Below are 8,951 nucleotides of genomic sequence, written 5' to 3'. Positions count from 1 at the left end.
CACGAACCCTCTGCGGCTGATCGGTGTCACTGGCCCCTCGTCTCCCACTCAAGTGCCCCGCTGGCACATCGACGGCAAGAGTGACGGGAGGGGCGCCAAAGGTCTACAGCTGTCCGGTAAGGAGCCGGTGAATATCTGCGTGGCTTGAACCAGCCGTCGACCCGCACGAGCATCTTGCCCGGATTGTCACCGCGGAGCGTGCCAGGAAGGCGTGCAGCAAGATCCGCTGGTGGGCGGCCGGGAAGGTCGAGCTCTGCTTCACGCCGACAAACGCGTCCTCGGCGAACCCGATCGAAGCCCACTTACCCGGTCACGTTCCTCGAGCATGCTGCCCAGCAGAGCCGGCCTCCGCTCCGCCGGGAACTCGGCGATCCACTGCCAGAGCAGACCGTCATCGAACAGGCTCCGGGCCAGAGCACCCACGAACGTTCTCCCGAACCTGCCGAAGTCCTGACGCCCACGGCATGAGCACGCGGGCTGCCTCCACCCGAACAGCAACGCCCCAGTAGGGGCGGGGCAATGAACCCCTGCGGGGCACCCCACGGCGCGGTCGTAGCGGCGCTGCGCGCAGGCAGAGCGCAGCGACGGCCCGAGCCAAGCTGTTCATCACACCCGTTCCCTACGTTCGAAGGGGGAGGGAAGGAGTTAGAAGGGAAGGAGTTAGAGACGCTGTTGCGGCGAGCCGCCGCCGAACAGATCCGAGAAACGAGAATGCCGAAGCAGCGCTCAATCCCGTGGCGGCTTGCTCGCCCTGCGCCTCCTCGTCTAGGGCCTGTTGCGAGAATGGCTGAGGAGGCAATTTCGCCGACCCCCGTCGCTACCCTGGTTACGGCCACGATCCAGGGGGCAATGGTGGGACAAAGGGCACGACGGGCCGCAGGGACGCAGTCCTTCATGGATCTGCTCCGGCATCCGAGTCGCCTCATCGAGCAGCTCACAGGAGACGCTGGACATCGCGCCGAGGCGGACGTCGTAGCGTTGAACGCTGGAGAGGCTCGCGAGGTCTCCGCGTTCGTCCGTGACGGTCACCGTTTCCGGCAGGGGTCGCTGATTCTGGATCCTGCCGCAGCGTCGCCAGTGGTGTGGCGGCCGTTTCGAGTCCTCGGTGAAGACATCGCCTTGGCCGCTCCGTTCCACGTTCACGGGGCGGGCCCGGTCGCCGGCTCGGGGAGTGGGGCGGTCGACGAGGGAGCGTTCCGTCTGCTGTCCCTGCAGGCCGCTGATCGTTACTGGGAACTCGCCATCCCCGCTGCGGACGTTGGTCTGGTCCGTGCTGCGCTGCGCGGGGATGGCAGCGGAAGGTAGCCAGAGAGCCGCTGCTGATGGGCAACAGACCGACGAAGTACGTCACAGCCACTCGTTGAGGACCGCGACCAGCACGGTCACTTCGTTGCGGACGGCGAGTTTGTCATACCTGGTGGCGACCGCGCGGTGGCGCTTGAGCCGGTTGATCCCGCACTCGACCGCGTGCCGCTGGGAAGCGCTCCGGATGCTGGAGCACGTAGAACCACTCCCGGTCGCTGTCCTCGCAAGGTGTTGCGCGTGGCGCGGCTGCGCCTTCCGGGCTCGTTGGCGACAACGGCATCCGAGCCTCCGATCGGATCTTTCCGACCCGCGGACGATGCTGGCGGGCTCCTTGGCAACGGTCCCCTCGCACGGCTTCGGCCAGGTCTCCTCGCAGGCGCCGGCACCGTGGGCGGTGCTGGGCGGTGATGGTAGCGCTGTCTGCGGTGGTGGGTCACGTTGTCGGCCCCTCTCGAATGGTCTCCCTGGCCAGCACAGCGGTAGGGGCTTTCGGAAGGTTGCGCCAACATACGTATGAGGAAGTGGCTCACGGGTATCGGCGTGGGCACCTGCCCCGCTGCCACCACCGATGACGGCACGTCGATCCGACGTCGTCGCCAGTGCACGGACTGCGCTGGCCGTTTCACCACGGTGGAGACCTGTTCGCTCATGGTGGTCAAGAGTTCCGGCGTCACCGAGCCCGTCAGCCGTGCCAAGGTCGTCTCCGGTGTCCGCACGGCGTACCGGGGACGGGGTGTCGCCAGGGACGCCTCGCCTAGGACCTGTCCTGGCGATCATCCGGCAGGGCGTCTCGGTGATATTTTGACCGAATCGTGGGAGGGGCGGGCGGATAAGTGGACAGTGATCTGCGGCGTGCGGTTGCCGTGGCGCTTGGCGACCTCGGGCGAAGCGATGACTGGCGTGACCGGGCGGATGCCGGTCACAGCCTGGCAGGGTTCGCCGAGATGCAAGAGGCCGCAGAGTCGCTGCTGGGGCTTGTGCTCGACCCTCATGACACCTTCGTCACCCGACGGACCGCGGAAGGCTTGCTTCGGCGAAAGGACAGGCCCGGGCTGACGATAGTCGCGTCCGCACTGGCAATCGCCAACGACAACCACGCCGATTGGATCCACACCGCAATCGTCGATGTCTTCAGTATCTTCTCGGCGGACCTGGACGAGGCACTACGGCTCTGCGAGGAGATGTCGGGCGACGCCGACGATCGTGTCGCCCGGGGGGCCCGTCGGCTGCACGAGAGCCTGGCAGTGATCGATCCCGTTCTTCGCCCTGCATAGCGGAGGTTCGATCGCCGCCGTGAGGGTGCAGACCCTCAACGGCAGGGGCCGTGAGGAGCGCGTTGTCGACACAGTGCCACGGAGCCATCGGTCATGTTCGGAGCCAGATCGTAAGAGCTGCGACGGTAGCTGTGCCGAGGTAGATGTAACGGCGCTTGTCGTAGCGGGTGGCTACCGCCCGGTGCTGTTTCAACCGATTGATAGCCCGTTCGACCGTGTTCCGCTTCTTGTGCCGCTCCTCGTCGAAGCCAGGTGGCCTCCCGCCACGTGAGCCTTTACGCAGGCGGGCGGCCTGGCTGTCGATCTTCTCCGGGATGATGTGCCGGAAGCCCCGGTGCCGCAAGTACTCGCGGCATGGTCCGTTGCTGTATGCCTTGTCGGCCGCAACGCTGTCCGGCGTCTTGCGGGGCCTGCCCGCCCCGGTCTTCGGGACGCGGATCTTCTCCAGGACCGGTTGAACTGGGTGCAGTCTGCCTGCTGACCGGGTGTGACGATCAGGGACAACGGGCGGCAGCGGCCGTCCGCACTGAGGTGGAGGTTGGTGGTGAAGCCGCCGCGCGAGCGGCCCAAGCCCTCGCCTCCCGCACCACCTCCACCAGGCGGTCGCGCAGGCTCTGCCACGGCGTTTCGACCTGGTGTTCTAGGACTTGCACCCCTTTGGGGGCGGGGGCCGGCGGTGAGTCGTTGCGCGCGCCAGCCGCGTGCTGGTGCGCCCGCACGATGGTCGAGTCAACCGAGATGTCCCAGTCGAGCTCGCCCGTCGCGTCGGCTGCCGCCTGGAATCGGCTCTGACCGCAGTTCCGCGAAATCCCAGGTCAGGAGCTGTGTGAGGGAACGTTCCGGCAGGGCATGTCTTGCTGGTGGGCGTCTGCTCGCTTGACGATGTGCTGTTCCCGGACGTCGATGTGCGGTTGTTAGACGACTCTCTGCGTGGTCATGAAGAGGGTGGCGGCGACACTCCCGTTGCCCACGGGCTGTCGTCGTATCGGGGGCCAGGCTGCCTCTTCGTGTGCGACGACACCGTGAACAGGAACGGGGTCGTCGAGGTGCGACGGACGGCTACCAGAGCCATCGGTCGAGGAGTTCCGCCCAGATGAAGCCGTTGTACCCGTCGAACGCGGGCGGGTCGATCTGCTTGAGCTCGGCCGCGAGCTGGCTGAGCTCGGCGAGGGCCTCGTCCTCATCCCCGTCCGGGTCGTTGAGGATCTCGGACTGGCTTACATGCCGGCCGTAGTGGTGCAGGGATTGGAGCCACAGGGCGATGCTGGAGTTGGCGAACCAGGCTTCGCCGTCGGGAAGGACGTAGTAGACCGTGCCGGTCACGGGCTCGACTCCGAACGTCCACAGCAGGTCGGGGACCAGGTCTCCGTGCCGGTTCTCGGTCAGTTGGTACAGCTGCTTGCCGTCTCGGGTCAGCAACTGTGGGGCCGATTCCGTCTGGACCGCCGCTGCCTCGATGAGGTTGTTCGTGTTCGGAATGCCGATGCTCACGAGCAGGGCTGTCTGGTTCTCGGGGACCTGCCAGCCCGCGACGGAGGCGGCGCCGGCCCGCGCGACGTTCTCTTCACCCGCCCATTCGACCAGGTCGTCATAGGTCAGCAATGTGGAGATCCTTCCGATGGCGTCAGCGGTCACCGCGACTCTACTGACCAGGACCGACACCCGATTCGAGCGCCCTCGGCCGGATAGATGGCGGGTGCATGCGAGTTCGTCCTGAGCAACATGATCCTTTGGTGTTTGGGCAGGCTGGCGGTACTTCGTCGTGCTCGGAACGGGAGCACATCGTGGTCTGCGGAGGCTGCCGGGTGCTGATCGTCGACAACGACGCCCTGCTGGTGGAACAGCAGCTGCGGCAAGGCCGGCTGAGCTGCCCGTCATGCGGGGCGGCCCTGGCACCGTGGGGACATGGCCGACCCCGGGAGATCCGGGGTGATCTTGGGGCCCGGCTGTTTCTGCGGCCACGTCGTACTCGTTGCCCGGGCTGCAAGGTCACGCATGTGCTGTTGGCGGAGGCACTCTGGCCGCGGCGGGCGGATGTGGCCGCGGTGATCGGGACTGGACTGGAGATAGCCGCCCTGGGCATGGGCCATCGCCAGGTCGCCGCCCACTTGGGCTTGGCCGAGGGCACGGTCCGTGGCTGGTTGCGGACGTTCGCCAAACGGGCGGAGGCAGTACGCCGCCACTTCACCGTCGCTCTGGTCGCGCTCGCGGACGACCCGGTGATGCCGGATGCGGCGGCTTCGCCGTTCGCTGACGCCGTTTCGGCGGTCGCGGCCGCCCATCGGGCGGCTGCGACGAAGTGGCCGCACATGCTTACGGTGTCGCGGTGGGAGTTCGCCGGGAGGGCGGTAGGCGGCAGGGTGCTGACCTTGTCTTCTTCCGTTAGTTGATCAACACGGGCCGCCTCTGGGCGGGATCGGAGGGTGCCGGAAGTCTTGATCGTGTCCGCCGGGATGCGGCGGGCTCTGTTCGAGACGCGAGGTGGGTTGCCTATGTCACCGAGTGAGGACGAGGACCGTCGCCGGGCGGAGCGGGCCCGGCAGGTGGGCCTGTTCCGTTACGGCCTGATCCAGGACCTGATCGACACGAAACTCACGACACGCCAGCGCGGGAAACTCGCCCGCGAACTGGCCGCGAAAGAGCACACCGACCCGTTCGGCCGGCAGGTGAAAGTCGCCCGCGGCACGCTCGACCGCTGGGCCCGCCACTACCGCGCGGGCGGGTTTCCCGCCCTGGTGCCGGCCCAGCGGCAGGTCACCCCACGGACCCCGGTCGAGGTCCTAGACCTGGCGGCCGCGCTGAAGAAGGAGAACCCCGCCCGCACGGCCGCGCAGATCCAGCGGATCCTGCGGACCACACAAGGTTGGTCACCGACCGACCGGACGCTGCAGCGGCACTTCGCTGACGCCGGCCTGACCGGCGGCAGCGGCGAGAAGAGCGTGTTCGGCCGGTTCGAGGCCACCCGCGGCAACGAGCTGTGGACGGGGGACGCCCTCCACGGGCCCAAGATCGGCGGCCGCAAAACGTACCTCTTCGCGTTCATCGACGACCACAGCCGGGCGATCGTGGGCCACCGGTTTGGGTTCGCCGAGGACACCGTCCGCCTGGCCGCCGCCCTGCGGCCGGCGCTGTCTGCCCGCGGGGTCCCGGAGTCGATCTACGTCGACAACGGGTCGGCGTTCGTGGACACGTGGCTGCTGCGAGCATGCGCGTCGCTGGCCATCCGCCTCACCCATTCCAAGCCCGGCCGGCCGCAGGGCAGGGGGAAGATCGAACGGTTCTTCCGCACCGTCCGTGACCAGTTCCTGGTCGAGCTCGATGAGGAACGTGTCGGTCAGATTGAGCATCTCGCCGAGCTGAACAGGCTTTTCACCGCGTGGGTGGAGACGGTCTATCACCGCACGGTGCACTCGGAGACGGGGCAGCCTCCGATCGAACGGTGGCTGGGTTCGATTTCCCGGCCGCTGCCGCTGCCCAGCCCCGCTGATCTTCGGGAGGCGTTTCTGTGGTCGGAGTTCCGGACCGTGACGAAGACCGCGACGGTCAGCCTGCACGGCAACAGCTACGAGGTCGACCCGATGCTGGCCGGGATGAAGGTCGAGCTGGTCTTCGACCCGTTCGACCTGACCGAGATCGAGGTGAGGACGTCGGGAAAGAGCGCGGGCAAAGCCGTCCCGCACCGGGTGGGCCGGCACACCCATCCGAAGGCGAGGCCGGAGACACCGCCGGAGTCGGCCCCGCAGACTGGAATCGACTACCTGAAGATCCTCGACGAGACGCACAAGGCGAACACCGTGAAGGGCATCAACTACTCGTCCCTGATGGACGACGGGCGGGGACCGCGATGATCGACCGCGTTCAGGGGTACTTCGGTTTCACCCGTGTCCCCTTCGGACGGAACCTGGCTCCGTCCATGCTCCACCAGCACCACTCCCACCGGGAGGCCGCCGCCCGCATCGCGTGGTGCATCAACAACCGGGCGATCGGCGTGGTCACCGGCGAGGTCGGATCCGGAAAGACCGTAGCTCTCAAGGGGGCCGTCGCCTCGCTCGACCCGGCCCGGTTCACGGTCATCTACCAGCCCAATCCCGAGGTCGGCATGCGCGGGCTCTATGACCGCATCGTCACCAGCCTGGGCGGGACCCCCAAGTTCCACCTGGCCGCTCTCGCCACCCAGGCATCCGCCGCGCTGGCCGCCGAAGTCGACGAACGGGGCAGGACGCCGGCCGTGGTGATCGACGAGTCACACCTGCTCGACCACCAGGAGCTGGACGCGATCCGCATGCTCACCAACTACGACATGGACTCCACGACGCCGTTCGCGGTGTTGCTGATCGGCCAGCCCACCCTGCGCCAAACGCATGAAGCACGGCGTCCTGGCGGCCCTGGACCAGCGGATCTCGATCAGCTACCAGATGCCCACGATGACGAAGGAGGAGACCGCCAGCTACATCAAGCACCACCTCACGATCGCCGGACGAGAGGACACCCTCGCCGCCTTCCACCGGCCGGCGGCCGCCCTATGGGCCGACGGCCTCGCCGCGGGCCGAGCTCGCTTCACAGTCGGCCCGTAGGGTGGCACGTCTTGCGCGGCTTATGGTCGTCACCCTGCCGGCCTGCGTTCAACGAAGGCGCGGACCATGTCTGCCACCTGCGCGGCCGGGATGCTGTGGTGCCAGTGGACCTCGGTCCCGTTCTTGGTGTGGCGGCTGCAGGAGAGCTCGAACATGACCGACCCGTCTTCCGCGGTGCGGCCCCAGCGGACGTACGGCCGGTGCGGGCAGGATCCGTGGGAAGCGAAGACGGTCGCCTCCTTAACGACGTCGGCGTGGTGGCGGGGCGGCAGCGTCCGGGCCTGGTGGCAGCCGGTGCAGCGCAGAAGGTGCTGGACGCCTCCCTCGCGCCGGATGAAGCCCCACCCGCCGCCTTCGAAGGTGTTGCAGCTGGCGCAGACGGGTCCGCGGACGAAGCCGTGTGTGGCAGTGGTCCCAGTAGAGGGCTCGGCGTGGGCTCGGGCACAGGCAGCACAGGAAGCCGTCGGCTTCCTTCTTGGTGAGCGAGCCGTGTAGGACGCCCGCCAGATGCCCGGTGTAGCGACGGGAGGTCTTGGTGGCGCAGTGGGGACACAGGGTCACGAAGCCGGCCGCGCTGGAGGTACGCCACTGCCATGCGTCGCCCTTAGCGCCGCAGCCGCTGCAGACCGCCGCGTGCTCCTCCAGGCGGCGTTCGGCTTCGTCGGCCCGGTCGAGGAGTTCCGCGTAGGCGCGGGGGACCGTCCAGCGCGTTCCGGACCATGACAGCAACGGGACGGGGCGGGTGGAGGCGATGGTGGAACAGCCGTGGCGTCGGACGAATGCCTCCTGCGTCAGCCCGCAGGGCAGGCCGTCGTCATTGACTCCGGTCTGCCGGCAGGGTTCTGGCATGCAAGGGCATCCGCCGGCGGCACGCGTGTCGTACGCAGCGCCTTCCATCCATGCCTTGATTTGTTCCCGCCAGGTGTGTCCGCTGCTGCGGCGGGACGGGGCGGGAAGAGCGCTGACACGATCGTCGGGGGCGATCGAGAGGTCTTTCAGACGCGTGGCGGCCTTGCGGATGTCCCGGTCGTCGAGCCGCCAGCGGTTCTTGTGCTTGTAGCCGCGGACCGCGACGTCGCCGATCAGGATGTGCCCGTGGCGCTGGAACCAGTAGCGGGACAGCCCTGGCGGGGCGGCCGGCACGGCACAGCTCTCGGTCAGCTCGGTCAGCAGGCGCCGGGCTTCGTCCGGTGTGATCATCATGGGGCGCTCCTGGGCGTGGGAATGTCGGTATCGGGACGGCCCGGTTTCTCGCCTCGGAGCCACGCGGCTGCACAGGCCTGGCAGCCTCGGCGCGCAGACGCGTCGAAGGAACTGAGAGAGCACGACAGCGCCCGGGTGAGGCCCCTGCGGTTGCCGTACTCACCGCCCAGGTCCACCTCGGCCACGCCGAAGGCGACATGACAGCTGAGGCCCTCGGCGAGCTCAACCAGGCCCTGGATGCGGCAGGTGTCGGCTACACCTCCGAGATCTACCCCGGCACCATCCACGGCTTCACCATGTCCGACACCGACGCTTTTAGCGCCTCCGGGCTGAAGCGCCACTGGGATCGCCTGCTCCCCCTCCTGGATCGCACCCTGGCCGACTGCTGAAGCTCCAGCCCGGAAGCCAAGCCTGAAGCGGCCACGACCAGCAGACGGCATGGCGGGCCACACCGATGTCTCCATGGCCGTGGCCCGCCTCTATCGCGAACGAGAGTTCCGTAAAAGCCAGGTCGCTTGAGAAATCCGAGCCTCCGCGGTCGCAAGCGACCTGGCATCCCAGCTCGTCAGCGGCCCACCATCTGACAGCCGCAGTG

7 protein-coding genes and 3 pseudogenes are annotated in these 8,951 nt (G+C 67.8%); 7 read left to right on the top strand and 3 right to left on the bottom strand.

Features of this window, described 5'->3' with window-relative positions:
• Window positions 1–1,818: 1,818 nt before the first annotated feature.
• Both VIU94_RS31685 and VIU94_RS31680 read left to right on the top strand, forming a co-directional pair.
• Window positions 1,819–2,055: pseudogene (locus tag VIU94_RS31685) on the top strand (NrdR family transcriptional regulator); the annotation flags it as partial.
• An 83-nt stretch (window positions 2,056–2,138) separates the two neighbouring features.
• Window positions 2,139–2,579: a hypothetical protein gene (locus VIU94_RS31680; protein WP_331916682.1), complete on the top strand. Its 441-nt coding sequence runs from the start codon at window positions 2,139–2,141 to the stop codon at window positions 2,577–2,579.
• Between the two features lie 91 nt (window positions 2,580–2,670).
• Here VIU94_RS31680 and VIU94_RS44805 read toward each other — a convergent pair whose 3' ends face one another.
• Together VIU94_RS44805 and VIU94_RS31675 are read right to left on the bottom strand one after the other, a co-directional pair.
• Window positions 2,671–3,018: a transposase gene (locus VIU94_RS44805; RefSeq protein ID WP_414721046.1), complete on the bottom strand. Its 348-nt coding sequence runs from the start codon at window positions 3,016–3,018 to the stop codon at window positions 2,671–2,673.
• 620 nt (window positions 3,019–3,638) lie between these two features.
• Entirely contained in the window at window positions 3,639–4,181 is a 543-nt protein-coding gene (locus VIU94_RS31675; RefSeq protein WP_331916681.1) for an SUKH-4 family immunity protein, read from the bottom strand.
• 203 nt (window positions 4,182–4,384) lie between these two features.
• Between VIU94_RS31675 and VIU94_RS31670 the strand changes: the two genes are divergently transcribed.
• From VIU94_RS31670 to VIU94_RS31660, 4 genes and pseudogenes are all read left to right on the top strand, one after another.
• The gene (locus tag VIU94_RS31670; RefSeq protein WP_331916680.1) at window positions 4,385–4,969 is read left to right on the top strand and encodes a DUF6431 domain-containing protein; all 585 of its coding nucleotides are present in this window, start codon (window positions 4,385–4,387) and stop codon (window positions 4,967–4,969) included.
• A gap of 102 nt (window positions 4,970–5,071) precedes the next feature.
• On the top strand, window positions 5,072–6,427 hold the full coding sequence (locus tag VIU94_RS31665) for a DDE-type integrase/transposase/recombinase (RefSeq protein WP_331916678.1): 1,356 nt from the start codon (window positions 5,072–5,074) through the stop codon (window positions 6,425–6,427).
• Window positions 6,424–6,924: pseudogene (locus tag VIU94_RS44800) on the top strand (ExeA family protein); the annotation flags it as partial. The gene VIU94_RS31665 and the pseudogene VIU94_RS44800, both read left to right, overlap by 4 nt.
• A 16-nt stretch (window positions 6,925–6,940) precedes the next feature.
• A complete protein-coding gene (locus VIU94_RS31660; RefSeq protein WP_331916676.1) occupies window positions 6,941–7,153 on the top strand; it encodes a hypothetical protein in 213 nt (70 codons plus the stop codon).
• 240 nt (window positions 7,154–7,393) lie between these two features.
• Here the strand turns inward: VIU94_RS31660 and VIU94_RS31655 are convergent, their stop codons facing one another.
• Window positions 7,394–8,356: a hypothetical protein gene (locus tag VIU94_RS31655; protein ID WP_331916674.1), complete on the bottom strand. Its 963-nt coding sequence runs from the start codon at window positions 8,354–8,356 to the stop codon at window positions 7,394–7,396.
• A 41-nt stretch (window positions 8,357–8,397) separates the two neighbouring features.
• On the opposite strand from VIU94_RS31655, the pseudogene VIU94_RS31650 reads away from it, so the two are divergent.
• A pseudogene (locus VIU94_RS31650) lies at window positions 8,398–8,745 on the top strand (dienelactone hydrolase family protein); the annotation flags it as partial.
• Window positions 8,746–8,951 lie beyond the last annotated feature (206 nt).

Origin of the sequence: Streptomyces sp., from assembly GCF_036566765.1 — a bacterium.
In the GTDB taxonomy this organism is placed as follows: Bacteria; Actinomycetota; Actinomycetes; order Streptomycetales; family Streptomycetaceae; genus Streptomyces.
This window is presented reverse-complemented; position numbering and strand designations above follow the sequence as displayed.

Bases quoted from the DNA above. Each gene is read 5' to 3' on its own strand.
- VIU94_RS31665 (WP_331916678.1), top strand. From the start codon at position 5,072: ATGTCACCGAGTGAGGACGAGGACCGTCGCCGGGCGGAGCGGGCCCGG.
- VIU94_RS31660 (WP_331916676.1), top strand. From the start codon at position 6,941: ATGAAGCACGGCGTCCTGGCGGCCCTGGACCAGCGGATCTCGATCAGC.
- VIU94_RS31655 (WP_331916674.1), bottom strand. From the start codon at position 8,356: ATGATGATCACACCGGACGAAGCCCGGCGCCTGCTGACCGAGCTGACC.